At 61.3% G+C, this 23,611-nt stretch carries 23 protein-coding genes; 10 read left to right on the forward strand and 13 right to left on the reverse strand.

The window, feature by feature from the left end; translation table 11 throughout:
• Positions 1-209: 209 nt before the first annotated feature.
• Genes X268_RS38470 through X268_RS38485 form a run of 4 tightly spaced genes read right to left on the reverse strand, consistent with a single transcriptional unit; the run spans position 210 to position 2,956 of the window.
• Positions 210-875: an RraA family protein gene (locus tag X268_RS38470; RefSeq protein ID WP_128930018.1), complete on the reverse strand. Its 666-nt coding sequence runs from the start codon at positions 873-875 to the stop codon at positions 210-212.
• A 16-nt stretch (positions 876-891) separates the two neighbouring features.
• Positions 892-1,512 carry an RraA family protein gene (locus X268_RS38475; protein WP_245478024.1) on the reverse strand — a complete coding sequence of 207 codons (621 nt, stop codon included), beginning with the start codon at positions 1,510-1,512 and terminating at the stop codon, positions 892-894.
• Positions 1,513-1,547: 35 nt separating this feature from the next.
• Complete coding sequence (locus X268_RS38480) at positions 1,548-1,937, reverse strand: RidA family protein (protein ID WP_128930019.1); 390 nt, start codon at positions 1,935-1,937, stop codon at positions 1,548-1,550.
• Positions 1,938-1,957: 20 nt separating this feature from the next.
• Positions 1,958-2,956: an amidohydrolase family protein gene (locus X268_RS38485; protein WP_128930020.1), complete on the reverse strand. Its 999-nt coding sequence runs from the start codon at positions 2,954-2,956 to the stop codon at positions 1,958-1,960.
• A 175-nt stretch (positions 2,957-3,131) separates the two neighbouring features.
• Between X268_RS38485 and X268_RS38490 the strand changes: the two genes are divergently transcribed.
• Positions 3,132-4,124: a DODA-type extradiol aromatic ring-opening family dioxygenase gene (locus tag X268_RS38490; protein WP_164938228.1), complete on the forward strand. Its 993-nt coding sequence runs from the start codon at positions 3,132-3,134 to the stop codon at positions 4,122-4,124.
• 172 nt (positions 4,125-4,296) lie between these two features.
• The gene (locus X268_RS38495; RefSeq protein WP_164938229.1) at positions 4,297-5,034 is read left to right on the forward strand and encodes a TetR/AcrR family transcriptional regulator; all 738 of its coding nucleotides are present in this window, start codon (positions 4,297-4,299) and stop codon (positions 5,032-5,034) included.
• Here the strand turns inward: X268_RS38495 and X268_RS38500 are convergent.
• The 7 genes from X268_RS38500 to X268_RS38530 form a co-directional block, all read right to left on the reverse strand.
• Positions 5,009-6,175 carry a cytochrome P450 gene (locus X268_RS38500; RefSeq protein WP_128930023.1) on the reverse strand — a complete coding sequence of 389 codons (1,167 nt, stop codon included), beginning with the start codon at positions 6,173-6,175 and terminating at the stop codon, positions 5,009-5,011. The genes X268_RS38495 and X268_RS38500 overlap by 26 nt on opposite strands.
• Positions 6,172-7,332 (reverse strand): cytochrome P450, encoded by a 1,161-nt coding sequence (locus tag X268_RS38505; RefSeq protein ID WP_128930024.1) that lies wholly within the window; start codon positions 7,330-7,332, stop codon positions 6,172-6,174. The genes X268_RS38500 and X268_RS38505 overlap by 4 nt, the downstream gene beginning before the upstream one ends.
• Positions 7,333-7,401: 69 nt before the next feature.
• Positions 7,402-8,124 (reverse strand): ABC transporter ATP-binding protein, encoded by a 723-nt coding sequence (locus tag X268_RS38510; protein WP_245478025.1) that lies wholly within the window; start codon positions 8,122-8,124, stop codon positions 7,402-7,404.
• Positions 8,117-8,869: an ABC transporter ATP-binding protein gene (locus X268_RS38515; RefSeq protein ID WP_128930026.1), complete on the reverse strand. Its 753-nt coding sequence runs from the start codon at positions 8,867-8,869 to the stop codon at positions 8,117-8,119. Before X268_RS38515 ends, X268_RS38510 begins: the two co-directional genes overlap by 8 nt.
• Before the next feature lie 63 nt (positions 8,870-8,932).
• Positions 8,933-9,850 carry a branched-chain amino acid ABC transporter permease gene (locus tag X268_RS38520; protein ID WP_128930027.1) on the reverse strand — a complete coding sequence of 306 codons (918 nt, stop codon included), beginning with the start codon at positions 9,848-9,850 and terminating at the stop codon, positions 8,933-8,935.
• Positions 9,847-10,710, reverse strand: a complete 864-nt coding sequence (locus tag X268_RS38525) for a branched-chain amino acid ABC transporter permease (protein ID WP_128930028.1) — start codon at positions 10,708-10,710, stop codon at positions 9,847-9,849. The genes X268_RS38520 and X268_RS38525 overlap by 4 nt, the downstream gene beginning before the upstream one ends.
• A gap of 3 nt (positions 10,711-10,713) precedes the next feature.
• Positions 10,714-11,877 carry an ABC transporter substrate-binding protein gene (locus tag X268_RS38530; RefSeq protein WP_128930029.1) on the reverse strand — a complete coding sequence of 388 codons (1,164 nt, stop codon included), beginning with the start codon at positions 11,875-11,877 and terminating at the stop codon, positions 10,714-10,716.
• Between the two features lie 154 nt (positions 11,878-12,031).
• On the opposite strand from X268_RS38530, the gene X268_RS38535 reads away from it, so the two are divergent.
• Both X268_RS38535 and X268_RS38540 read left to right on the forward strand, forming a co-directional pair.
• Positions 12,032-13,645 carry an acyl-CoA synthetase gene (locus X268_RS38535; protein WP_128930030.1) on the forward strand — a complete coding sequence of 538 codons (1,614 nt, stop codon included), beginning with the start codon at positions 12,032-12,034 and terminating at the stop codon, positions 13,643-13,645.
• Positions 13,646-13,707: 62 nt separating this feature from the next.
• Positions 13,708-14,646, forward strand: a complete 939-nt coding sequence (locus X268_RS38540) for an SDR family oxidoreductase (RefSeq protein ID WP_128930031.1) — start codon at positions 13,708-13,710, stop codon at positions 14,644-14,646.
• Between the two features lie 269 nt (positions 14,647-14,915).
• Here X268_RS38540 and X268_RS38545 read toward each other — a convergent pair whose 3' ends face one another.
• On the reverse strand, positions 14,916-15,344 hold the full coding sequence (locus X268_RS38545) for a DoxX family protein (protein WP_128930032.1): 429 nt from the start codon (positions 15,342-15,344) through the stop codon (positions 14,916-14,918).
• A 108-nt stretch (positions 15,345-15,452) separates the two neighbouring features.
• Here X268_RS38545 and X268_RS38550 point away from each other — a divergent pair, with 108 nt between their 5' ends.
• Positions 15,453-16,340: a LysR family transcriptional regulator gene (locus X268_RS38550; protein ID WP_128930033.1), complete on the forward strand. Its 888-nt coding sequence runs from the start codon at positions 15,453-15,455 to the stop codon at positions 16,338-16,340.
• A gap of 43 nt (positions 16,341-16,383) precedes the next feature.
• Here X268_RS38550 and X268_RS38555 read toward each other — a convergent pair whose 3' ends face one another.
• The gene (locus tag X268_RS38555) at positions 16,384-17,307 is read right to left on the reverse strand and encodes a LysR family transcriptional regulator (protein WP_128930034.1); all 924 of its coding nucleotides are present in this window, start codon (positions 17,305-17,307) and stop codon (positions 16,384-16,386) included.
• 110 nt (positions 17,308-17,417) lie between these two features.
• Here X268_RS38555 and leuC point away from each other — a divergent pair, with 110 nt between their 5' ends.
• The 5 genes from leuC (at position 17,418) to X268_RS38580 (ending at position 23,409) form a co-directional block, all read left to right on the forward strand.
• Positions 17,418-18,842 (forward strand): 3-isopropylmalate dehydratase large subunit, encoded by a 1,425-nt coding sequence (gene leuC / locus X268_RS38560; RefSeq protein ID WP_128930035.1) that lies wholly within the window; start codon positions 17,418-17,420, stop codon positions 18,840-18,842.
• Positions 18,839-19,447 (forward strand): 3-isopropylmalate dehydratase small subunit, encoded by a 609-nt coding sequence (leuD, locus tag X268_RS38565; RefSeq protein WP_128930036.1) that lies wholly within the window; start codon positions 18,839-18,841, stop codon positions 19,445-19,447. Before leuC ends, leuD begins: the two co-directional genes overlap by 4 nt.
• Before the next feature lie 74 nt (positions 19,448-19,521).
• The gene (locus tag X268_RS38570) at positions 19,522-20,841 is read left to right on the forward strand and encodes a 2-hydroxycarboxylate transporter family protein (RefSeq protein ID WP_245478026.1); all 1,320 of its coding nucleotides are present in this window, start codon (positions 19,522-19,524) and stop codon (positions 20,839-20,841) included.
• A gap of 24 nt (positions 20,842-20,865) precedes the next feature.
• The gene (locus X268_RS38575) at positions 20,866-22,080 is read left to right on the forward strand and encodes a mannonate dehydratase (protein ID WP_164933591.1); all 1,215 of its coding nucleotides are present in this window, start codon (positions 20,866-20,868) and stop codon (positions 22,078-22,080) included.
• A 21-nt stretch (positions 22,081-22,101) separates the two neighbouring features.
• Complete coding sequence (locus X268_RS38580) at positions 22,102-23,409, forward strand: lipase family protein (RefSeq protein ID WP_232995552.1); 1,308 nt, start codon at positions 22,102-22,104, stop codon at positions 23,407-23,409.
• Positions 23,410-23,611 lie beyond the last annotated feature (202 nt).

Below are 23,611 nucleotides of genomic sequence, written 5' to 3' on the forward strand. Positions count from 1 at the left end.
AGCCAGAAATAGGCATTGACGCTCTCCTGTCGAGTCGCCTGCCGGCACGCGCCCGGCGCAGGCCCGCTGCCACGACCGGTATGCGCAACATGCATGGGCTAATTTCCACTATTGGCAGGCCTCTAGACCGCCTGCAGCTTCCTTGAAGCCAGAAACTGCGTGAATCGCAAAGCCGAGCCATCGTCTGCCGAGCAGACGCGTCTCTAAATTCAAGCCTTGGCGCCGCTCTCGCGCGTTTGCAGCGCATGGTAGCGCAACTTCTTCCGTGTCTCGTCGAGGCGATCGCCGCGCAGCACGGCTTCGCGGATCTTCTCCTCTGCGGCTGCGATCTGTCCGGCGACTTCGATCACCTCTTGGACGCGGCTCGCCGGGATGCAGATCACGCCGTCGCCATCCCCGACCAGCCAATCGCCAGGCGCGATGCGGATACCGGCAATTTGCACGGTCACATTGTAGGCGTCGGCAGTGACGCGATCCTTGCCAGTCCGCATCGTGTTGGCCCGGGCATAGATCGGATAGTCGAGTTCGATGCTGCGGTCGATATCGCGGCAGACGCCGTCAATGACGGTGCCGCCGATGCCGCGGCGGTCGGCGACCAGGGTCAGAATGTCGCCCCAGACCGTGGCGTCCATGCGACCGTCATTGTCGATGACGACGATCTGGCCGGGCTGCACATCATCGATATAGTCGCCGACCGAACCGCCGCTCTGGCCGGTCGGTAGCATTCGGATCGTAAAGGCCGGGCCGGCAAGACGCATCGAGCGCGCAAACGGCATGATCCCGAGACACTGCCCCTCGATGCCCAGTCGATCCAGTGCATCTGACAGGGTCGTCACCCCGAATGTCTTGAGGTTTTCAGCCGCGTCCTGTGTCATTTGCTGCGCTACCCTTTCAGCATATCTTCGTAGTTCCCGGCCATGACGTTGCCGATCGCTTCGCCGCGATCGATGGCTGCCGCCATCGCCCGCTCGCGCCCAAAAATGTCCTCGGCTCCGTAGCGATGATCTCCTCGGCGCGGAGTTGGTCGACGAACACCACGCCGCTGCCATCGGCTAGGACATAGTCTCCCGGCTTGACGGCGACGTTGCCGAACGTGATCGGCTCCTGGAACGAATGCTCCGCGATCCGGCCGCGAGCGGTCACGGGTACGGCTGGGCGCGCAAAGACCGGAAGCCCGAGCGCGCGACTTTCATCAAGGTCTCGGCAGGCGCCGTCAATCAGAATAGCGGAAACGCCCTTCTTGACGGCGCCGAGGCTGAGCAGGCCGCCCCAGCCAGACACATCGGTCCGTCCGCGATGCTCGACGACGATGATGTCGCCACGTTCTGCCGCCATCACCGCTCCCGCGCCGAGGTGGCGTTTCGGGAGGTTCGGCAGAGGTGCGCCGAGCTTCGTCGTAACGGCTCGTCCGGCGACTCGCGTCGGGCCGGTGAGGGCCGAGACTCCGATGACAGCGCCCGGCAAGTTGAGCTTGTCGAGCGCGTCGGACACCGCGCAGGTGTCGAGTTCCATCAGTCTGGCGACAATGTCAGATGTCGTTGAGGTGGTCACTCGAGAACCGCCATGGCATCGCATTGGACCAGCATGTTGGCCGGCAGATGATCGTTCTGGAATGTATGCCGTGCAGGTCGCGAAGCTGCATCGGGGAACGCTTCCAGCCAATGCTTGTTGACGGCCGGTCGGGCTTCCGGAACCTTGACGTAAACCGTCATCTTGACGATGCGATCCATCGCACCTCCGGCTGCCGCCATGATGCGCTTGAGATTGTCGAACATCAGTTCAACCTGTTTCTCGACCTCGTCAGGAATCTTTCCTGCCGCGAGATCCAACCCATAGACACCGCCGGTCATGACGATATTGCCGACGCGAGACGCTGCGGGTATCGGCTGAGCGCCATGGCTGAAGCCTTCGATTTCGATGCTGCGGCGTGCAGTCATTGCTGCTCCTCCCCAACCGGTCAGACGTCAAGCCGCGCGAACAGACGGCGCGCGTTGCCTTCGAAAATGCCCTTCTTGTCAGCTTCGCTGATCTCGGTGATCGATTCGATTACCGGCCTGATGTCGTCATAGGGCTTGCCCGAATTTGGATCGATGCCGCCGCCGCTGCCCGGCCGCTCGGTGCCGAAGACGCACCGATCGGCGCCGACCACGTCGAACAGCAGCTCCAGCGATTTCTTGTAGTGCAGTACCGTATCGAACCAGAAGCGCTTGAGCGTCTCGTCGAAAGTCTCGGCCTTCGCCCCCGAGGCGGCGGCGAACATTTGGCGATTCGAGCGCCAGCGACCGACTTGATACGGCACGGAGCCGCCGCCATGGCTGATCAGCAGCTTCAAGCTGGGAAAGCGCTTGAACACGTCGGACCGGGAGATCGAGGTGATGGCAAGGCTCTCTTCCGTGATGAAGTGCTCGTCATACGTTTCGCGGCCGCAGCAGGCGCAGCTGTGGATGTGACCAGGGATATCGTGCTCGCAGAGGAATTCGTATAGGGGATACCAATAGGAATCGCCCATCGGCGGCGACTTGCCGGCCCCCTCCGAAGGATCGGGATTGATCAACACGCCCAGAAAGCCGAGATCGTTGATGCACCGCTTGATCTCGTCGAACATCTTTTCAACCGGCACGCCCGTCGCTTGAGGCAGGCCGCCCACGCCGCGGAAGCGCTTGGGGTGCAACTTGATCGTGCGTGCGATCATGTCGTTGTTGTCCTGCGCCCAGCTGACGATGTCGTCCCAGCGGTTCTCGCCATGCAGCATCATGAAAGGCCGGGGTGAGAGAACCTGGATGTCGGTGCCGACGCCGTCCATGATCTGCACGTTCTGGGCTGCTGATTTCTCAAGCTCTGCATCCGGGATCTTGGCGTGATAGATGCCGTATTGGCCGCGCGCGACCTGGAGATTTCCGCGATGGGCGTAGAAGCTCGGCGGCGCGACGAGATGCGCGTGGGCGTCGATGATCATGCGGACATTTCTCCCTGGATGGATAGCGCGGGTCTTGCGACCACTAAATCTTCCACATGGTATAATTAAAAAGCGACCGTCGCAAGCCCTGGGAATTGCGTCGAGGCGATTGCCATTCGCGATCGCTCGTAGCAATATAGTCCATCTGGTAAAATTAAAAGAGAGGAAATGTCCAATGGCGAAAATCGTTCTCGGCCTCGCCGCGTCGCACACCCCCATGCTCGCGCTGGAGGGAAAGCGTTGGAGCGAGCGCGCGGCTGACGATCTCAAGAACAAAGCTCTCAATCTCTCCGATGGCCGCTATGTGTCCTACGACGAGCTCGCCCGCGAAAACGGCGCTCCTTATGCGGCGCTGGCGACCGAGGCGAAGTTCCTGGAGATCGAGGCCGCATCGCAGAAGGCTCTGGATTACATGGCCGACCGCCTGGCGCAGGTTGCACCCGACGTCGTGCTGATCGTGGGGGACGATCAGGCCGAATTGTTCAGCCTATCCAACATGCCCGCAATCTCCATCTTCTATGGAGAGGAGATCCTGACGCATGAGCGCCATCTCACGCCGCAGACGCCGAATTGGATCGGCACGGTCATGAAGGGATATGCCATGGATGCAGTCCATACGTTTCCGGGCTGTCCAGAGCTCGCCCGCGAGCTGATCCATGGTCTGATCGAGAACGACGTGGACATCGGAGCAGCAGCGAAGGTGGATGACCCGCACAAGGCCGGATTCGGCCATGCCTACGGCTTCATCATCGAGCGGCTGTTCAAGGGAAAGTCCATTCCGGTTCTGCCGGTCCTGCTGAACACCTACTTTCCGCCCAATGCCCCGACGGCACGACGCGCCTATGGCGTCGGACAGGCGATCGCGAGCCTCATTTCACGGTCGAAGTTGGATGCCCGAGTGGCCGTGGTGGCCAGCGGCGGCCTGAGCCATTTTGTCGTGGACGAGAAGCTCGATCGCAAGGTGCTCGATGCGATCAAGCGCAAGGACGTGTCCGTCCTCAAGTCGCTGACCAGGGGAGAGTTGAACTCCGGCTCTTCGGAACTCCTGAATTGGGTGATGGTCGCGGGCATGTCCGAGCATCTCGACAACGACTGGACGGAATACTATCCAGGCTATAGGACCCCGGCCGGTACAGGCACGGGTATCGGCTTCGCCGTCTGGTCCTAAATTTCCCGGCACAGCGAGCGACTGCCGCCGGCGAGGCGACTTGCCGGCGGAGTTCACGCCTGTGTCGCTCCGGTCTGTGTGTTCCGCTTGTGCGCGTCGGGCGCGGTGTTGACAAACCGGTCGCTCCGGCGGATAGGCTTCGTGCGGACATGGCATGCCACGCGGAGCTGTTTTGGCGACGGATCTGACCAAGGAAACCCTCGACGAGGTCGTGAATCAGCGCCGGCGCCAGCAGCGTTCCCTCGACACAAGGGAACGGATCCTGGAGGCCGCTTTCGAGGAATTCGCCGAGCGTGGCTTTGAGGGAGCGTCGACACGGACGGTTGCAGCCAAGGCCGGCGTTCAGCATCCGCTCGTGACTTATCATTTCAAGAACAAGGACGGGCTTTGGCGCGCCGTCCTATCAACGACGAGCGTGAATTTCAGCCGGCACTTCCAAGACTACCTTGCCGGCGTCTCTAAGCAGGACGAGGTGGGACAGCTCAGGGTTCTCCAGGAGCAGTTCATCCGCTTCGCCGCTGCCAATCCGAACTTCCATTGGCTGATGTCACACGAGGGAAAGCGCGAGAGCGAACGGCTGACCTGGCTAGTCGAAGATCGGGTCCGCAACTATTTCAACGTCGTCGCGAAGCTCATCCGTGCGGCTCAAAAGCAAGACCGTTACGTCGAGGGCGATCCCTATCATCTCCAGTATCTGTTCATCGGTGCGGTAACGCGTATCTTCATGCTTTCGGCCGAGGTCCAGCAGGTGATGGGCCACTCGCCTTTTTCAAAGAAATTCGTTGATGAGCACATCCGCACCTGCTGCGCGCTGTTTTCCCGCGAGCCGGCAGAGCAACCTCGCCGGCGTAAGCTCGCTCCGCGAAACAAAGACGCAAAACGCGTTACCAAGCGAGCGGCAAGCTCCTGAAGCCGCGCACCATCAGGTGACGAACACGAACTGCGCGGGCGAGGTCAATCTCGAAGTCCCCGAAAGTGCTCAGCACTTTCGGCAGAATGGTGCGGAGCATGGCGCGTGTCGCGGGGGCGCCGAGGCAAATATGCGGCCCCGAACCGAAGCCGAAATGGCGAACCTTGCCCCGGTCGACATTGAAGGTCTCGGCATTTGTAATTGCGCTCTCATCGCGATTGGCGGAGCCGTAAAGCAACACCACCCGGCTGCCTGCTGGAATGTCGGTTTCGCTGAGGGCGACCGGGCTGGAAGTGATCCGCGCGAAACACTGTGTCGAGGTATCCCAGCGCACACCCTCTTCGATGGTAGCTTCGACCAAGCTCTGATCGGCCAGGATGCGCGATCGCTGCTCGGGGTGGCGCCAGAGCGCATGGACCAGGTTGGGTAGAAAGTGGCCGATGGAGGCATTGCCGGCCAGGAGCACGGTCATCATGTTTGCGACGATCTCGGTATCCGTGAGGGGCGCTCCATCCTGTTGAGCAGCGATCAGGACCGAGAAGAGATCGTCCCCACGTTCGACACGCCGGCGTTCCAACTCCTCGGACAGCAGCGCAATGACCTTGGCGCGTTCTTCCTCGGAGAGCGCAGGCCCCGCGGGGCCGGAATTCCCGCGAAATAAACGCTCCGACAGCTCGGCTGCGCGCTGCGCCGAATCGGGTCCCAGCCCCAGCATCCTGCCTAGCGCGCCGAACAGCACCGGGCGGCTCACTTCGGCGACAAAGTCGCATCGGCGCCGGGTGCCAAGCGCTTCCAGGCCCTTAGCGAGAGTATCGCGGATCCAGGGCAGAACCAGCTCGATACGCGCCGGGCTCAGTCCCCGCATGATGATCCGGCGAAGCTCGTCATGCCGTGGCGGGTCGATCGAGCCGAGCGTCTTGCCCACGCGCAGCGGAGAATCGCTGAGGGCGTTCCCGGCGGAGGACGAGAGCAGGACGGGATTGTTCAGTGCATAGGCGATATCCGCATAGCGGCTCACGAACCAGAGCTTTGTGGTAGGGCAATGATAGACCGGACATTCGGAGCGCAGGCGACGATAGGTCGGATAGGGGTCATCGAGAAACCCATTGCCGGTGAGGTCGAACTCGCTCACCTCGTTCACCAGCGGATCGTCAGCTTGTAAAAGCCGCGTACCATCATGTGAGCGACGCGTTCGGCGTTCGCGACGTCGAGCTCATAGTCGCCGAGCGCCGGCAGCAGAGGGGTCATGACCGTTCGCATCATGGCCCGTGCTGCGGGCGCCCCAAGGCAGATATGGGGGCCGGAGCCGAAGCCAAAATGCCGGGTCTTTGGCCGGCTGATGTCAAAGCGGTCCGGATCCGGGATAGCGCGTTCGTCGCGATTGGCGGCCGCGAAACAGACCACGAGCCGGCTGTCTGCCGGAATTGCGATTCCGTGCAGCTTGACCTCCTTCGTGGTCTGCCGTCCGAAAGCCTGGGTTGACGTATCCCAGCGAACGCCTTCGTTCACGGCGGCATCCAGCAGGGCCGGATCGGCCTGCAACTTGCGACGCTCGTCCGGATTGGTCCAGAGCGCGTAGATCAAGTTAGAGAAATAATGCCCGATGGACGCGTTGCCCGCGAGCAGGACGGTCGACATGTTGCCCAGAATCTCGCCGTCGGAAAGTGGTGCTCCCCCCTCCTGTGCGTCGAGCAGGAACGAGAACAGATCGTCACTGCGGTCCTTGCGACGTCGCTCGAGCTGCTCGGTGAGCAGTTCAAACACCCCTTCCATCAAGCCCGGCCTCGCAGCCGGGCCCATCGGTCCCGTATCGGTATGAAAGATGTCCCGCGACAAATCCGCCGCCCGGTCCGCAGCTTCGCCGTCCAACCCGAGCATCCGCCCGAGTGCGCCATAGAGGATGGGCCTGCTGATATCTGCCATGAAGTCGCACTCACGACGGGTGCCGAACTTGTGCAGCAGTCGATCGACGTCGCGCTGAATGGCGGGCAGCATGGATTCGATGCGCGCGGGCGTGAAGCCCTTCATCACCACACGGCGAAGTTCGTCATGACGCGGCGGATCGGTCGATCCGAGCGTCCTGCCCACCCGCAAGGGTGAATCGACCAGCGCATTGCCACGCGCCGAAGAGAAGACCTCGTAGTCGTTGAGGATGCGCGCCACGTCCTCGTTTCGCGTGATGATGTAGAACCCGCTCCCTTCGTGCAGATAGACCGGATGGTCGTCGCGCAACACCTTGTAGGTGGGATAGGGGTCGTCCACGAAGTTCCGCTCCTCGGGATCGAAACGAAAGGCCATGTGGTTCTCCCAGGAAATTATTATTACGCTAAATCTACCATATGGACAGTATAATGAGCAAGCCTTCGGCTACGCGGCGCGACCGGGTTTGCGGATGCCGACATATTGTTCGAGGGCACCGCGATCCGCCGCAATAGCGCTGCTTTCTCCGTTGCGAACGGCAATGCCGCGCTCCAGGATGATCGCCTGCCGCGCCAGCCTGAGCGCGAAGCCTGCGTGCTGCTCGATCAGAATGACCGCCATGCTCTCGGTCTCGGTGATCGCGGTGATGCAGCGCGCGACGTCCTGCGCGACGACGGGGGCGAGGCCTTCGAGCGGCTCGTCGAGCAGCAGCAAGCGCGGGGTCGTCACCAGGGCTCGACCGATCGCCAGCATCTGCTGTTCGCCGCCCGACAGCTGATCTCCGAAATTGGTGCGACGTGCCTTCAGACTTGGAAACATCTCGAAGATGCGCTCGATTGTCCAAGGTCCGTTCGTCGCGGCAATCTGCAGGTTCTCCTCGACAGTGAGGGGGGCGAATATCTCGCGGCCTTGCGGCACCCACCCGATGCCCAGTCGGCATCGCCGGTGTGGCGCTAGGTCGGCGATCTCGTTGCCGCGAAAACGAATTCGCCCCGAGCGGGGCGTGAGATGACCCGCAAGGGCGAGCATCAGGGTTGATTTTCCGGCCCCGTTTCGGCCCAGAACCGCAAGAGAGCCGCCGGCCTCAATCGCGAAGGACAGTCCGCTGATGACGATTCCTTCACCATAGCCCACGTTGAGCTGGTCGACCTCGAGCAGCGGCTCAGTCACGGTCATCTCCGAGATAAATCCGCCGCACCTCCGGGTCGGTCGCGATCTCGCCGGGCTTGCCTTGGCGAAATACCGAACCGGCGACGAGAACGGTGATCGTGTCGGCAAAACGAAAGACCAGATCCATGTCGTGCTCGATGAAGAGAACGGCGATCTGATCGGGGAGGGATTCGATAGCCTGCATCAGCTCAAAGCTCTCGCCGGCGGGAACTCCCGCCGCCGGCTCGTCCAACAGCAGCACGCGGGGACGGCCGGCGAGGGCGAGAGCAATCTCCACAAGGCGCTGGCGACCGTAAGATAGTTCGGCAGTCCGCCGCAGGCAGTCGCGGTCAAGCCCGACCGAACGCGCCAACTCATACGCCTCGTCCGTGGTGTCGGGCTGCCGATGTAAGGCCTGAAGAGGCCTGCCAAGCCGTCCGCGGCGCCGGGCGACCGCGAGCATGATCGATTCCAGCGGCGTCAGATGCGGGAACAGGGCGTTAATCTGGAAAGTCCGCCCCAATCCGCGTGCGACACGCTGATCGGTGCTCAATCGATCGATTGGCTCGCCCTCCAGCAGAATGCTGCCGCTGCTCGGGGCCAGCACGCCGGTGAGCAGGTTGATCAGCGTGCTCTTGCCGGCGCCGTTCGGCCCGATCAGGGCATGTCGACCGCCTGCCTTTAGCACGAGGCTGACGGCATTGGTGACCTTCAAGGCGCCAAATTGCTTGCAAAGGTCGCGTGTCTGGAGCGCGGCAACCGTCATCTCGCTCGCCTCCAGCGCACGATCTTGCTCCGAACCAGGCTCACGACGCCGAGTAGGCCGCCTCTAGCCGTCAACACGATCGCGATCAGCACCAGGCCGAGCCAGAACATCCAATATACAGGATTGACCGTCGACAGCAGGTCGCGCATCCAGATGAACGCGGCAGCCCCAATGAAGCCGCCGATAAGCGTGCCAATTCCGCCGACGATCAGCATGACGAGGGCCGACACCGATCGTTCGAAGCTCAACGTTTCCAGTGCGACGATCTGTGTGGTCTGCGCCAGCAGCGCGCCTCGCCGCCGATATCGTGAAAGCGATCATCTTGCGCCGTGTGATGGAGACGCCGAGCATCGGAACGCGGGTCTGGTTCTCGCGAATGGCCTGCAGCGCGAGACCCTCCGGCGAGTGGACATAACGCCGGGCGACAAGATAAAGCGTCAATGCGCTGCAATAGGCATACCAGAACGCGGTTCGGCCGAAGAGATCGAACTCGAACAGCCCGAGCAGCGGCCACATCTCGATTCCCTGGAGACCGCTGTCGCCGCCGGTGAGCCAAGGCAGGCGGCTTGCGCCTTCATAGAGCAGAAGCCCGATGCAAAGCGTCACCATGAGCACTGCGGCGCCGCGGACTTTTGCAATCAGCGTGCTGAAGGCGAAGCCGAGAGCGCCGGTCACGAGCCCGGCAGCAAGAACGCCGGAGATCGGCTCGCCCCAGCCATGCGCAGCGAGCAATCCCGCCGTGTAGGCGCCGAGTCCGAAAAAGGCGGCATGTCCGAAGGACGGAATCCCGCCATAGCCGAGCAACAGATCGAGCGACATCGCAAACAGGCCGCCGATTAGGATCTGTGTGAGAAGGACGAGCTTGCCGGGAAAGAGGACATAGCAGGCCGCTGCAGCGATCCAAAAGACCAGCTCGACCAAGGTCCATCTGGCGCGAAAGCGCACCGCAGTTCGCGCGAGGTCGAGAGTGATGTCGCTCATTGCGGACGGCCGGCTAGGCCTTGCGGGCGCACCGTCAGGACGGAAAGCGCCGTTGCATAGATGATAAACGCGCCGATCTCCGGAAGCAGATATTTCCCGGCCACGTCAAGGACCCCGAACATGAGGCAGGCGGCAAACGTTCCGCGCAAGGAGCCGAGCCCGCCGACGCTGACCACGATCAGCAACTCCGTCAGAAATTTGATGGGGAAGTTCGGGTCGAGGCCAAGGAGCTTCACGCTGAGCGCGCCGCCTAGTCCAGCAAGCGCGGAGCCGAGAGCGAAGGCGAGGGCGTACAGTCTTGCGACGTCGATGCCGCAGGATGCCGTCATCCGCCGGTTGAAAACGGCCGCCCTTATCCTGGCGCCAAAATTCGTATGATCGATCAGAACAAGCAGCGACAGAAGAAGTGCCGTGCCGAAGCCGATCAGAAAAAGCCGGTAGCGGCTGACCTCGACAGCGCCGATGCGGACGTTTCCGTCCAGCCATGAAGGCACCGCGATCGCCATCTGCTCTGGACCGACCAGATAGGTGGCTGCGGCAATCGACACGTAGACGACGCCGATCGTCAGCAGGACCTGTTCCAGCTCCGAGGCCTCGTACAGTCTCCGGAAAAGGCTGCGCTCGAGGATCGCACCCACGGCGGCCGCGATGGCGGCAGCCGCTGCCACCGCCGCAAGGAACGGCCACCCGGCCTTGCCGATCAGCAATGCCGCCGTGTAGCCTCCAACCATGGCCAGCGCCGCATGCGCCATATTGGCGAAGCCCATCAGCCCGAGCGTGATGGAGAGGCCACCAGCCATCAGAAACAGCACGAACCCATAAGCGATGCCGCCGATCAGAACGTTGACGAAGCCGACCATGATCTAGCGCGCCGATCCAGGATCCTTGACGTCGGGAATGGTCGCAAACTCCAAATTGACCATCTGTCCGTCCCGATTCTCGACCCTTCGGAAGTAGATGTTCTGCACGATCTCACGGGTCGACGGGTCGATCGCAATCGGGCCGCGCGGGCTTTCGAATCTTGTTTGCTTCAGAAGCTCGATCGTGCGCTCGGGATTGAGATCGCCCTTCTGCGCATCAACGACCGTATAGATGGCACGCAGGACGTCGTAGCTGACGACCGGTATGAAACCGAGCGGCCGGCCCTGCGCGACCGCGTTGAACGCGGCTGCGAACTCTCGGTTGACCTCCGAATCATGCGTCGGGGTGTAATGGAAGGCCGTAACAACTCCGAGAGCGGCCTCGCCCGCGGCAGGTAGTGACGATTCGTCCGTGATGTCCCCGATGCCGATGATCTTGGCCGGATCCAGCCCTGCCTCCTTGAACTGGCGGAGAAAGATCGGCGTCAATTCGCCGGCAGCCATGAACACGAAGATGCCATCCGGGTTCGCGTCCTTGATGCGCTGGATATAGGCGGAGAAGTCCGTGGCCTTGAGCGGCGCCCGCACAGATCCGGCAATCACGCCGCCGGCCGCTTTGTATTCACGGACGAACATCGCCTCCGCATCGAGGCCCGGCTCGTATTCATGCACGAACGTATATACGGATTTCAGCTTTTGCTTGGCGGCGTAGAGCGCGAGCTGCTGCGCCATTTCGGTGGTCGTGAAGCCGAACCGAACGGCGAAGGGATGCTTGGCGAGGATGCCCGAAGTTGCCGAGTTGACGATGAGGAGGGGCACCTTGGCGCTGGTCGATAGCGGCGCAACAGCCATTGTGTTGGGCGTGTAGTCCATTCCTGCGAGGAAATCGACATTCTCGCTGACGATCAGCTCCTGGGCCAGGCGGCGGGCCACGTCAGGTGCGGGTCCCGTCGTGTCGCGCTTGATGATCTCGATCCTGCGACCGGCGACCGTAGTGCCGAACTTGCGGAAAAACACCTGGATCGCGGCATCGGACGCGGCGCCGGCCGCGGCGCCCGGCCCGGTATAGCTCATCAGCCAGCCGATCTTCAGCGGACGGTCGTCGGCCTTTGCCTGAATGCTGACGGCCAACATGGCCGCGGCCACGATTGCGATCCTGGCGATCATGCCGCTTATCCTCCCTTAGACTGATCATGCGGGGTCTCTCCCGGACCCTTGATACAAATTAGACCATATGGAAAATATATGCAAGATAGCGCGAGGCCGGTGGGGCTGCCCTAGCAGGACACGGTCTGACAGAAGCGAGCACAAGGGAGGGGAGATGAACGCAGATATCGGAGTTACGATCGCGAAAGCCCGCGAGCATTCGATTGGCGATCTCTTGCGCCGCTCGGCTGCCCGCGAGCCGAGCAAGCTAGCCTTGAGCTGCGGCGCGGTGCGCTGGACGTTTGCCGAACTGGACGCGATCTGCAATCGACTGGCGCGTGGCCTACCCGGCCTCGGCGTCGGGAAGGGCGACCGTCTCGCCGTGCTGTCGCGCAACTCGCATGCCTTTGCGGCGCTGCGCTTCGCGGTAGCGCGGATCGGCGCGGTGCTGGTGCCGATCAACTTCATGCTCAATCCCGACGAGATCAATTTCATCCTGAAAAGCTCCGGCGCCAGGCTGCTCGCGACCGGCCCCGATTTCGTCGAGGCCGCACGCGCCGCGAGCAGTAAGGGCTGCGCGGTGGAGAAGCTCATCTGGTTGCCGGGCGAGGATCCCGCTGCGCAGCCGGCGGGCCTCACCAGCTTCGACGATCTTCTCGATGCCGACAGCTCGTTGTTTGAGGCCTCCGTCGACAGCCGCGATCTCGCACAGATTGTTTACACCTCGGGCACGGAATCCCTGCCCAAGGGTGCGATGCTGAGCCATGAAGCCGTGATGTGGCAGTATGTGAGCTGCATCATCGACGGCGGCATGAGCGCCGACGATAAAGTGCTGCACGCGCTGCCGCTCTATCATTGCGCTCAGCTCGACGTCTTCCTCGGCCCGCAAGTCTATCTCGGCGCCTCCGGCGTGATCACGGGCAAGCCGACCGCAGACAACATTCTGGCGCTGATCCAGGCGCACGGGATCACCTGCTTCTTCGCGCCGCCGACGATCTGGATCGCGATGCTGCGCTCGCCAAATTTCGACAAGAGCGATCTGTCGTCGCTGCAAAAGGGCTATTACGGCGCTTCGATCATGCCGGTGGAGGTGCTGCTCGAGCTCCAGCGCCGCCTGCCCAACGTCAAGTTCTGGAACTTTTACGGTCAGACCGAGATCGCGCCGCTTGCGACCGTGCTGACGCCCGAGGACCAGCTCCGCAAGGCGGGCTCCGCCGGCAAACCCGCCATCAACGTCGAGACCCGCGTCGTCAACACGGCAATGGAGGACGTTGGCGTCGGCGAGATCGGCGAAATCGTACACCGCTCGCCGCATCTGTTGTCGGGCTATTACAACGATCCCGTGAAGACCGCGGCGGCTTTCGCTGGCGGCTGGTTCCACTCCGGCGACCTCGCCACCGTCGATGCCGAGGGCTACATCACCGTTGTCGACCGCGTGAAGGACATGATCAAGTCCGGCGGCGAGAATGTCGCCAGCCGCGAGGTCGAGGAGATGATCTACAAGATCCCGGCGATCTCCGAGGTCGCCGTCGTGGGCCTGCCCGATCCGCACTGGATCGAGGCCGTAACCGCGATTGTCGTGGTTAAGAGCGGCGAGAAGCTCGACGAGGATGCCGTCATCACGCATTGTGCGGGATCGATGGCGCATTTCAAGGTGCCCAAGCGCGTGATCTTTGTCGACAGCCTGCCGAAGAATCCGTCCGGCAAGCTGCTCAAGCGGGAATTGCGCCAGCGTTTCATCGGCGGCGAGACGCTCGACAAGGCGATCCAGAAAAACTTCGGGGCTTGAGGCGGCCACCCAGCCGCTCGCGGCAGGGTGGGGCCTTCGCCAGGGGTTATTGAGGTCTGTTAATGCGACACGGTCAGAAGAAGATTCCGAGCACGATTCTCATTTTCGGTGCAGCGGCTCATATCGGCGGCCCACTTGCGCACTTCTTGCGCGAGGAGGCGCCGCAGATCAAGCTGCGCCTCGTAACAAGCAATCCCGCCAATTGTGACGTCCTTCGCCGCGAGCACCCGCATGCGGAGGTCGTCATTGCCAGCTATTTTGATCTCGCATCGCTTGAGAAGGCGGTCGACGGAATGGAAGGAATCTTCGTACTGACCAGAAGCGGCACGAACGAGGCCGACGCGATGACAAATCTCGTTGTCCTGCTCAAGAAGGCAAGGTCCGCCGTTCACGTTATACGTCTTGTCGGCCTACAACCCGAAGCGAATCGAAGGCGAATTCCTCAGTCTCTCCGCGAGCATGGTCTTGGTTTACCCATCCAACACCCCATCGCAAAAGAAATCCTCGACGAAAGCGGTCTGCCTGTCACCTACCTGAACATCGGCGCAACCTTCATGGACAACTTCTACTGGATGAAGGACGGCTTGAGGAAGGAGCGAAAGCTGATCTGGCCCGAACGCTTGATTCCCTATATCGATCCACGCGACATTGCGGAAGTGGCCGGACGTCTTTTCCTGTCGAGCAATCATCGGCACATTGGTCAATTTCACACTCTGAACAACGGACAGGACATACTGAGGTTCAGCGACGTCGCCGATCTCATGACCAAGGTTTTTCAGGAAAGAATTGTTCACGACGGCAGCAGAGCGGGCTTCTTCGAGGCGTACCGGGAGCTCGGAGAGATCCGGCTGCACTATCTCTGGGATTTCTTCCAGTACGAAGAACAGAACGAGGTGGTTTGGGCGCGCAATGACTTCGTTGAGCGCACCCTAGGACGGATGCCCGTCTCCTTGAGCGAATGGCTGGGCGAACATCGGCAAGCCTTGCTGTTCGGAATATAGGCCTAAAGCGCCCTCGCGCGATGGAGATCTAGGGATCATTGCCCAGCGGGACCTCCGCTATATCGTACTCATGAAACGCTTTAAGTGGCGCGCAACTGGACACCCGGTTTGCCTGAGGCTGATTGCTGCTACCATCCATTTGGAGGGGCGAAGACATGCTGCGATGAGCGAAGCTGCATCGTGGGAGCGTGCCGCCGGGATAATTCGACGCCAATCGATCCCCTGAGAGCCTTCGGGAAGCACCGCCATGGCTGGTTAGGAGCTCGGCATCAGGATCGGCGCGGCGCGACCGGTATCTTGCGCCCGCGCCCCCAGACAACAAAGACGCTAAGGGCCAGCAAGATGAAGTTGAGAGGCGTGAGCTCGGCCTCGCCGCGAGAGACATGAAAAACGATAGCGAAGACCTGCAACACGGAGCAGCCAAGCGCGGCAAGCACTGTCAGCCGCGGCATAATCCGGGTTAACGCAGGCACGAGAACGCCAATTCCTCCGGCGAGGTCGATCAGTCCGATGACCCGGACAAATGCTTCAGAGTGCTGACCTGTCCATGGCATCATTGCCGCTAACTGCGGAATCGGCATGAACAGCTTCGCGAGCCCGGACGAAGCGAACACGCAAAAGAGGAGGGCTTGAGCGATCCAAAGGCTCACGCATAGGGGACGTTCCCGCGGGGCGGCTTGGGCGGTGGCGGTGGACATGGCAGGCACTCCGACGATCACAGGGCTGTCACCATGTTTGGTCGCTTCACGATTTTGGATCATTATCTGTTTTGGGATGGATTCATTTCCTATATGTTGATGATCTGAATGGATACGCTGGTCAGCATGAAGGTCTTTTGCCTGGTTGCCGAGCTCAAGAGCTTTGCAGCCGCGGCAGAGCGGCTGGGCATCTCGCCCGCCATGGCGAGTAAGCATGTGATGCAGCTTGAGAAGCGTCTGGGCTCACGGCTGCTCAACCGCACGAGCCGACGCGTCAGCCTGAGCGAAAGCGGCGCATTATATTTCGAGCAGACGCGTCAAATGCTCGAGTCCCTGGATGAGGTAGAGGCGGCCGTCAGCAACGTGACCGTAGTTCCTCGCGGCACATTGCGGCTAACCGCACCGGTCTGGATGGCCAATCCGAAGTTTTCGAAAGTCTTGGCAGACTATCAGGCTCGCTATCCACAGGTGCGGCTGAACATCGATCTCAGTGGACGATTGGTCAATCTGGTCGAGGAAGGTTTTGACCTGGCCTTGCGTGCGACGGGCACGCCTGACGAGGCATTGATCGCGCGGCCGATCACAAGGGTCCCATTTTATATGGTTGCCACGCCCGCTTATCTCGATCGCGCAAAGCGCCCGAAGAATCTGGCTGAATTGTCCGGACACAGCCTCTTGCACTATGCGCTGCACTCTCCAGGCGAGAGTATCACCATCCAGGGCGAAAGTGGGACGCAGACTATCAAATTCAACCCCGTTTTGCTCAGCGGCAACGAGACTCTGCTGCACCTGGCCGCCCTGGAAGGCATGGGGCTCGCGGTGCTGCCCAAATGGCTGATCAGCGAGGATCTCGCCGCCGGGCGCCTGGAACAAGTGCTGCCGGAGCAGAGCATCTTCGAAAGCCAATTGTTCGCGGTTTATCCGACGCGCAAATACCTCTCAGCCAAGGTCCGGACATTTATCGACTTCATCGCTGCTGATAAGCGACTGAGATAGCCGGGCCAAAAGCGTGACTGCTGCGGCATCAACTTTACTTACGTCATCGTGAATGTGTGGCTGCTTTCTCGATGTGCTGCCAGAATGCCTCCGCCGCCTGGGCGAGCCGCAGTTTAGGCCGGAATACGTGGATCTCGATCGGCACGTACCACTGCTGCCCGCCTGCCGCGACAATCTCGCCAGAGGCAAGCTGATCACTGATCAGGCTTTCCGGCAGCCACGCCATGCCCCGGCCTGCCTGAACCATCGTGACCAAAAGCTTCGCCAGATGCGACGTGAATGTTGTGTGAAGATGAGCTTGCAAGGGGGAGGTGGCACGCACCGCTTCCAGGATCCGTCCCATCCCTGATTCTGAACGGAAGCTCAAGAACTGTACAGGCGCGCCCTCCGTTCCCGGAAGCTTGAAGCGAGGCTTGCGGTTGCGGCGCGAAACCGGCACCGATGCGGGGATCAGCCGATCGTCACCAACATGCAGCGAGCGAAAATGCGACGGCGTCAACGCCGTCGTGGCGGCCGGATGATAATGGCAAAGCAAAAAATGGGCATCGCTCGCCAAGAGGATCCGTTCGCAGCCTTCCATATGATTGGCAACGAGCTGTACGTTGGGCACGAATGGTAGCTCGGTCTCGATGCGACGCAGCCAATCCGGAAAGAACGTCAGCGACAGCGCATTGGTCGAGGCGAACTTCAGTACGTCCGAGGCACCGCGCGCCCGCTCCTGCGCCTCGAGCCGGCCGGCACTCAATCTGCGCACGATATCGTCAGCAGTGTGACGAAAGGCTTCACCAGCGGGCGTCAGATTGACGCTGTGCGTGGTGCGATCGAGCAGCGATGCGCCAGCCCAGACCTCGAGCGCCTGTATCCTCCGGCTGAGCGCCGGCTGGGAACAGTTTCGCTCCTCTGCGGCCCGTGAAAAACTGCGCGCTGTCGCAACCGCGATGAAATCGTATAACCAGTTGATCTCCATGGAGAGCTCTCGTTTATGCAGGCCTTGCATAACGATATCAGCATCCGGCATTGGATTTCTAGTCGCGCGCGCGTCACGGTGGCCGGAAAGAAGCTTTGGAGGAAGGCGGGATGGCCGCGCGCACGTTGTATGACAAGCTGGTGGACTCCCATGTGGTCCGCAATCTGGATGATGCCGGGCTCGTCCTGCTGTACGTCGACCGAACCGTCCTCAACGAGTATACCAGCCCCCAGGCGTTTGCCGGCCTGCGCGCCGCGGGGCGGAAAGTTTGGAATCCCAAAGCGGCGCTGATGGTGGTCGATCACGTCAACCCTACAGCCGCACAACGCACCCGCGCCATGCCGGATAGCGGCGCCGCGCGCCAAGTTGACTACTTCGCTGAAAACGCCCGGGATTTCGGCATCGAATATTTCGATATTCTCGATCCGCGCCAAGGCATCGAGCACGTCGTCGCCCCCGAGCAGGGCCTCGTCATGCCAGGTATGGTCATCGCCGCCGGCGACAGCCACAGCACCGCCTATGGCGCCTTCGGCGCGCTCGGCTATGGCATCGGGACCTCCGATATCGAGCACTATCTTGCAACCTCGACGGTGCGCTACCGACGCCTCAAAACGATGCGCATCCACCTCACCGGAGACGTCCCGTTCGGGGTCACGCCGAAAGATATCGTCATGGAGATCATCCGGCGGATCGGCGCCGACGGGGCTACTGGCTATGCCGTTGAGTTCACTGGCCCCGTCGTCTCAAACATGAGCGTCGAAGGCCGCATCGTCATGTCCATCATGATCGTCGAAGCGGGCGCGCGTGGTGTCGTGGTCGCCCCGGACCAGAAGGTGCTGGACTATTTAAAGGGCCGGCCGCGCGCGCCAAAGGGCGAGATGTGGGAGCGAGCGGCCAAGAAATGGCTGACGCTCGCCTCGGACCCCGATGCCCGGTTCGACCGCGAGGTTGCGCTCGATGTCGCGGATGTCGCCCCTCTCGTCACCTGGGGAACCAGCCCCGACCAGGCAATTGCAGTGACCGATATTATCCCCGATCCTGCGCAACAGGTGGCGCCTGAACGCAAGGCCGCGGCCCTTCGCGCCCTGAGCTATATGGGGCTTCGAGCCGGTGATCCCATTCAATCCGTCCCGATCGATTTTGCGTTCATCGGCTCCTGCACGAATTCGCGCATCGAGGATTTGCGCGACGCGGCCGAGGTCTTTCGTGGCCGCCGTGTTGCGGCCGGTGTACGGGCAATCGTAGTGCCGGGATCGACCCACGTCAGAGCGCAAGCCGAGGCTGAAGGCCTTGCAAAAGTGTTCACGGATGCCGGCGTCGAATGGCGGCAATCCGGCTGCTCGATGTGCCTTGCCATGAATGACGATGTGCTCAAGCCCGGAGAGCGGTGTGCGTCCTCGACCAACCGAAATTTCGAAGGCCGCCAGGGACCAGGCGCCCGCACGCATCTCATGAGTCCGGCAATGGTGGCCGCGGCCGCGGTCACCGGCCACATCGCTGACGTTCGTTCACTGCTGGGAGTTGCAGGCCAATGATGCCATTCGATCAAGTTTCAGGCGTCGCTGCACCCATGATGTCGCCAAACATCGACACCGACGTGATCATGCCCAAAATGTTTCTTAAGGGCGTGGACCGGAGCGGGCTGGGCGAGGGCGCCTTCAATCTGCTGCGCTTCTCCGCCGGTAAACCCAATCCCGAGTTTATTCTCAATCAGGACGGTTATCGCAACGCTTGCTTCCTCGTGGTCGGCCCAAATTTCGGCTGCGGTTCGAGCCGCGAGCACGCGGTGTGGGGGCTTCAACAGCTCGGCATCCGGGCATTGATCGGCACCAGCTTCGCCGGGATATTCAATGACAATTGCGGCAACAACGGCCTGTTGACGATCTCGCTCGAACCCGATCTCGTAGCTGAGATCGCTAACGCTGTGGCACATCGTGAGCGCAACGACGTCTTCGTTGATCTTGCAGCGCAGACGATCCGCTTCGACCGTGGCCGCCGCCCGATCAAATTCGACATCGAGCCGACGAGGAAAGAGGCGTTCCTGACGGGCCGGGATTTCGTCGCATCAACCCTGGTCCTTGCTGACGACATCCGCGCTTTCGAAGCACGCCATGCTGCGGAGAATCCCTGGATCTTCTGACTGGCAAGCCAGTCCTCGCGGCCAGCAGACTGGCCGCAGCCCGGATGACGAAAATAACAAAATTGGAGGGAACTTTGGTTGACACGACTTTTCGTCCGGCCGCGCCGGAGGCAATCCCTTCGACGAAGCTCAACGGCGTCAAGATCGGCCCGTTGCCAATCAGCATATACGTCGGAGCGGCCATCGTCTGTGCTGCCGCGGTTTACTCTGGAAAGCTCCCGAACGATGTGATCGGCGGTCTCCTGGTCCTCATGCTGCTCGGCTTTCTGCTGGGCAAGCTTGGCCAGACGATACCGGTTCTCAAGCAGATCGGTGGGACCGCGATCCTATGCCTGTTCGTTCCGGCAGCACTGGTAAGCTATGGCTTGATGCCGGATGCCGCCCTTAAAGCAATCACCACGACGTTCCGGACCGCCAATTTTCAATACTTCTTCATCGCCTGTCTCGTCGCAGGCTCAATCCTCGGAATGCCCTACCGCGTCTTGGTTCAAGGCTTCATCCGCATGTTCGTTCCGCTTCTGATCGGGACCATTGCCGCCGTCTCGGCCGGCATTCTGGTCGGGCTGGCATTCGGGTATACTCCCAAGGACACGTTCTTCTTCATCATCATTCCGATCGTCGGCGGCGGCCTTGCCGAGGGCGTATTGCCGCTCTCCATTGCTTATTCCGAGATCTTGCAGCGGCCGAAAGCCGATCTTGTCGCACACATGGTGCCTGCGGCATTGCTCGGCAACGTGGTCGCAATCGTTTGCGCCGGGCTTCTTGCGCGCCTTGGCGAGAGACGGCGCGATCTGAGCGGGCAGGGCATGCTGGTCAAGACCGGCGACAATGACATCCTAGGCGACGTGCGGCCCGATCGGCCTATTGATCTCGGATTGCTGGGAGCAGGTATGGTGCTGTCCTGCGGTCTATTCGTGCTTGGCATGACCCTAGCGCCATTTACAGGGATACCTGGACCGATCATGATGATCATCGCGGCGGTCGCGTTGAAGCTGACCAAGATCCTACCGAACGAGATGGAGCTCGGCGCCTACCAGATCAACAAGTTCATGTCGACCAACCTGACCTTTGCGATCCTCGTCGCCATGGGCGCATTGCTGGTCAAATGGGAACAACTCGTCGCCTCCTTCAACCCGGGATACATCATGATCTGCACCGCGACCGTGCTGGCCATGATTGCCTCCGGCTTTTATGTCGGCAAGTGGCTAAACATGTATCCGGTCGAGGCTGCGATCGTCACCGCCTGCCATTCGGGACTGGGCGGCACCGGGGATGTTGCCATCCTTGGCGCCGCCGATCGCATGGGCCTCATGGCATTCGCCCAGATCGCCACTCGTGTCGGCGGGGCGATCATGATTGTGATCGCGACCCTGCTGCTGAAGTCGCTATCCTGATCTGGCGTGTTGGAGATGCAACAAATGGATCGGCGCGACTTTACAAAGGCCCTATTGGCCATGTCCGCCAGCGCTGGCATGTCAGGTGCAGCGGTCGCGGAGCAGGAGCCAAGCGGCGGCGTCCCTTCGCTTGCCGTGCGCGTCAACGACAAGATCAGGCTGGGTGGCCAACGCAACTTCGACAGAGGACCGGTGACCTCGCGGCAGAACATGCAGTGGCACCAGCGGTGGGGCATTCGCTATCTCGATGTCTCGCTGGAGACGAGAAACGCCGCTCCGGACGTCTTTGGAAGCGATACGCCCGACGAGGGTGCGCTTGCTCGCGCTCAGGCGCTCGGCACGGGCATGGGAGGCGCGCGGCTTCAGCCCACCACGCGCTGGAGCCTCGAAGGCATGATGCGCATCGCCGACACGCTGCAGAAAAACGATCTCATCTGGGAGAGCATCCGGATGGATTCGGCGTACATCGCGATGGCGCCGGGGCCGGAACGCGACCGTTATCTGGATCTGATTTGCGAAAACGTCCAAACCGCCGGCCGCGCCGGGGTCAAGATCATCAGCTATCATTGGAATTTGACCCCGATCCGGCGCAATCGCAAAGTTCAGGGCCGTGGTGGGTCGGAATACGACGCGTTCAAGCTAGAAGACAATTGGCGCGACCTCCCGCCGACCCCTGCAGGCCGTGTCTCAGCGGACGACTATTGGGAGCGCCTGCATGTTTGGGCGTCCCGCGTCATCCCCGTGGCCGCGGAGAGCGGGGTCAAAATGGCTTGCCACCCCTACGATCCGGGCGGCCTGCCTCTCGGCTATCTCGGTGTCGACAGCTTCGATGCCGGCGATTATGCGAACGCGCTGCTCAAATACGAGAAGCTGTACGATTCACCTCATAATGGCTTTCAATACGATACCGGGGTCTCACGGGAATCGATGCCTGAAGGGGTTGATCAGCTTGCGCTGTTATACGGTTTGATCAAGAGAAAGAAGATTCATCAGATCCACTTCCGCAATGTCCGCGCCAGCCAGAACGACTTCGTCGAGGTCTATCATGACGAGGGCGATGTGGACTTGTTCAACATCATTCGCCTGCTTCGCGACAGCGGCGGCTCACTGCTGGCCGATCATAGTCCGCGTCATCAGGATGATCCCTCTTACGTGATAGGCTTTGCGTTCGCAAACGGCTACATTCTCGGCCTCCTGCGCGCTGCCCATGAAGAGGCGCTCAAGTCCATCGCACGATAGCCCGTTATGGAACCAGATCGGATGAAGAAAATGAACAGGCTGCTAAAGCTCAATCCCAACAGGTTCACAATGAAGTCGGTGCTCGCAATCTCGATCCTTTCGGCCTTGGCATTATCCGAGGCCTTCGCGCAGAACACCGCGCTGCCGACTGGCCCCCAATGGGGCGATCAAAACCTATCGGCTTTTTATCGTTGGACCGATCCGCTGCCCACAAGGCCGGGCGTGATGCTGCGTGAAGAGCCAATGAAGGCCCAGCCGGAGATCACGAAAGCGGCTCTCGCCGAACGCATTCTCTACAGTTCGACGGATGTACGTTGGCACGCCGGGATCGTACCGGTGAGCGGGACACTGTATCTGCCGGTTGGAGAACCGCCGGCCGGAGGCTGGCCCCTCGTGGCCTGGGCTCATGGCACGCTGGGCGTTGCGGACGTGTGCGCGCCGTCCTGGGCCGGGCACAAGCCGCGCGATGCAACCTACATCCAAAAATGGCTAGAGAATGGGTTTGCGGTCGTTGCCACCGATTACCAGGGTCTCGGCGGTCCCGGCCCGCATCCTTACCTGATCTGGGAAGCTGAAGGGCATTCCGTGCTCGATGCCGTCCGGGCAGCGCGCGCCGCCCATGGCGACAAGCTCGCTCCCAAGGTCTTCATCAGTGGTCAGTCGCAAGGCTCAGGCGCAGCTTTGGGCGCAACAACGGTCGCACCGAACTATGCGCCAGATGTACCCTTGCTCGCCACAGTCGCCACAGGGGTCGTGTCGACCTTTCCCGACGGCCCTTACCGGCCTGCGGAGGCATTCAAGGTTGGCTCGCCGATTTACCTCACCCTCATGATGCTCGGCGGTTCGCTTCCCGATGAGGCACCCCCCGTAGACAACCTCGTGACTGACAAGGGAAGGCTCGTCTTACGCGCAGCACGAGAAGGCTGCACCGGCGAGATGCGCGCGATCGCGCAGAAAGATACTGTCACCGCCGACAACGCCTATGTCCAACCGATCGCGAACATCGAAGCGAGCCTTGCGTCTCCGACCGACATGAAGCCCGTGCGGCTGCCGGTGCCCGTTCTGCTTGGCACGGGTCTGGCCGATTCAGTACTGCCGCCCCGTCGCCAATATGCAGCCGTGGCGGCCTTATGCTCGGCCGGAAACGAGGTCGTTTGGAACACCTATCCTGGTGCCACTCACAACGGGGGCCTGATTGCCGCTTTCCCGGACGCATTGGCGTTCTTCAAACAGACACTTGAAGGCAAAAAGACGCCAAGCAACTGCGCGCGCATTACCGAGCCGGGGCTTCCGACGACACCGGCGCCTGGTATACCCTTCAATGACTGACTAGCGGTTCTTTGCATCTTAGCGCATCGGTTTGCACGAACCGATGCGATCCAAGCCAGGCAGTCCTTTCTGAGAAGCTCTGGGCTGCCGGTTTGACCTGCGCCTTCGGCTAAATTGAGCCCCTTCCAAGTGCGCCAGGGGAGGCTTTCGTTGGGTTAGTCTCGTCGAGCGCGATCCTTTCGATTTCTAGCGCTCGCGCCCG

It is taken from the genome of Bradyrhizobium guangxiense (assembly GCF_004114915.1).
GTDB classification, from domain to species: Bacteria; Pseudomonadota; Alphaproteobacteria; order Rhizobiales; family Xanthobacteraceae; genus Bradyrhizobium; species Bradyrhizobium guangxiense.

What these genes read in the sequence shown, in the direction of transcription:
- X268_RS38470 (WP_128930018.1), bottom strand. Translation starts at nt 875, where the DNA reads ATGACACAGGACGCGGCTGAAAACCTCAAGACATTCGGGGTGACGACC.
- X268_RS38475 (WP_245478024.1), bottom strand. Translation starts at nt 1,512, where the DNA reads ATGGAACTCGACACCTGCGCGGTGTCCGACGCGCTCGACAAGCTCAAC.
- X268_RS38480 (WP_128930019.1), bottom strand. Translation starts at nt 1,937, where the DNA reads ATGACTGCACGCCGCAGCATCGAAATCGAAGGCTTCAGCCATGGCGCT.
- X268_RS38485 (WP_128930020.1), bottom strand. Translation starts at nt 2,956, where the DNA reads ATGATCATCGACGCCCACGCGCATCTCGTCGCGCCGCCGAGCTTCTAC.
- X268_RS38490 (WP_164938228.1), top strand. Translation starts at nt 3,132, where the DNA reads ATGGCGAAAATCGTTCTCGGCCTCGCCGCGTCGCACACCCCCATGCTC.
- X268_RS38505 (WP_128930024.1), bottom strand. Translation starts at nt 7,332, where the DNA reads ATGGCCTTTCGTTTCGATCCCGAGGAGCGGAACTTCGTGGACGACCCC.
- X268_RS38515 (WP_128930026.1), bottom strand. Translation starts at nt 8,869, where the DNA reads ATGACGGTTGCCGCGCTCCAGACACGCGACCTTTGCAAGCAATTTGGC.
- X268_RS38520 (WP_128930027.1), bottom strand. Translation starts at nt 9,850, where the DNA reads ATGAGCGACATCACTCTCGACCTCGCGCGAACTGCGGTGCGCTTTCGC.
- X268_RS38525 (WP_128930028.1), bottom strand. Translation starts at nt 10,710, where the DNA reads ATGGTCGGCTTCGTCAACGTTCTGATCGGCGGCATCGCTTATGGGTTC.
- X268_RS38530 (WP_128930029.1), bottom strand. Translation starts at nt 11,877, where the DNA reads ATGATCGCCAGGATCGCAATCGTGGCCGCGGCCATGTTGGCCGTCAGC.
- X268_RS38535 (WP_128930030.1), top strand. Translation starts at nt 12,032, where the DNA reads ATGAACGCAGATATCGGAGTTACGATCGCGAAAGCCCGCGAGCATTCG.
- X268_RS38540 (WP_128930031.1), top strand. Translation starts at nt 13,708, where the DNA reads ATGCGACACGGTCAGAAGAAGATTCCGAGCACGATTCTCATTTTCGGT.
- X268_RS38545 (WP_128930032.1), bottom strand. Translation starts at nt 15,344, where the DNA reads ATGTCCACCGCCACCGCCCAAGCCGCCCCGCGGGAACGTCCCCTATGC.
- X268_RS38550 (WP_128930033.1), top strand. Translation starts at nt 15,453, where the DNA reads ATGGATACGCTGGTCAGCATGAAGGTCTTTTGCCTGGTTGCCGAGCTC.
- X268_RS38555 (WP_128930034.1), bottom strand. Translation starts at nt 17,307, where the DNA reads ATGGAGATCAACTGGTTATACGATTTCATCGCGGTTGCGACAGCGCGC.
- leuC (WP_128930035.1), top strand. Translation starts at nt 17,418, where the DNA reads ATGGCCGCGCGCACGTTGTATGACAAGCTGGTGGACTCCCATGTGGTC.
- leuD (WP_128930036.1), top strand. Translation starts at nt 18,839, where the DNA reads ATGATGCCATTCGATCAAGTTTCAGGCGTCGCTGCACCCATGATGTCG.
- X268_RS38575 (WP_164933591.1), top strand. Translation starts at nt 20,866, where the DNA reads ATGGATCGGCGCGACTTTACAAAGGCCCTATTGGCCATGTCCGCCAGC.
- X268_RS38580 (WP_232995552.1), top strand. Translation starts at nt 22,102, where the DNA reads ATGAAGAAAATGAACAGGCTGCTAAAGCTCAATCCCAACAGGTTCACA.